We start from the raw sequence: 844 nt of genomic DNA on the forward strand, positions 1-844 counted from the left end.
GGTCCATCAAGGTTGCGCTGGCTACGCCTGTTTCACGCATCGCTTCCGATTGAGCATAGAACTGCTTGCGGTTGCCATCGTTGCTCAATGCAACGCTAATGAGGTTTGCTAGCTCATTGGTTGATTGGGCTTGGATTGATTGAGCTTGCGCTTCTTGTTGTGCTTTCGTATTGGTTGGCGATTGCGCCACCACATTGAAAGCCGGTAGGGCAACCAGAGCCAGTGAGCATACTGGTGCCACTAAGCGATTTGGGTTGAATTCCATAATTTACATCCAAATTGATACCAAGCTCTTTTGCGTTTCGGGAACGATTGAACCGAGCGGGAGAGCGTTGGTGTTTGCCAAACGGATGACGTGCTTTTTTATCGCCAAATAGCAGGTAACAAATGGAGTTACGAGCGAATAGCTGAGGTGAGCACGCTATCAGTTGGGCGCAAAGAAACTGCCTGCAAAGGGATGCAGGGTCGAATGCTTTGTATGGATTAAACTATCGGAGGCCGATACAAATCATGGGTGACTTGTACCACTGGTGCGGTGATTTCTGAGGCAATGGATGCGCGATAAGCCAGTGGGGATAGCTGGCTGACAGGGGCTGGTAACGGGACGACAACGAATGAACAAGATGCTGTGCAGCAATTGTGGATCATGCCGGAGCCATCAACACAGCTCATGGTCATTTCTGTAGAGTCGGAGCTCAACGATGAGGCCATCTCCATGCTCATGCTCGGGGAGCCACAGTGATCGTTCGCGCTTGCCATTTCTGTCATGTGTTCAGGCATCATAGCGCCACTCGACATCATTTTGATACTCATTAAAGGCGCGCTGTTAACCACGCTAGATACC

The 844-nt window shown here is 50.2% G+C and carries 1 protein-coding gene and 1 pseudogene; both read right to left on the reverse strand.

Going from position 1 to position 844, the window contains the following annotated elements:
• Positions 1-265, reverse strand: a pseudogene (locus R7Q46_RS26030) (copper transporter); the annotation flags it as partial.
• A gap of 218 nt (positions 266-483) precedes the next feature.
• Positions 484-844 (reverse strand): hypothetical protein (locus R7Q46_RS26035; protein WP_318078062.1); only part of this gene is annotated, 361 nt, incomplete at its 5' end.

It is taken from the genome of Vibrio sp. 811 (assembly GCF_033339195.1).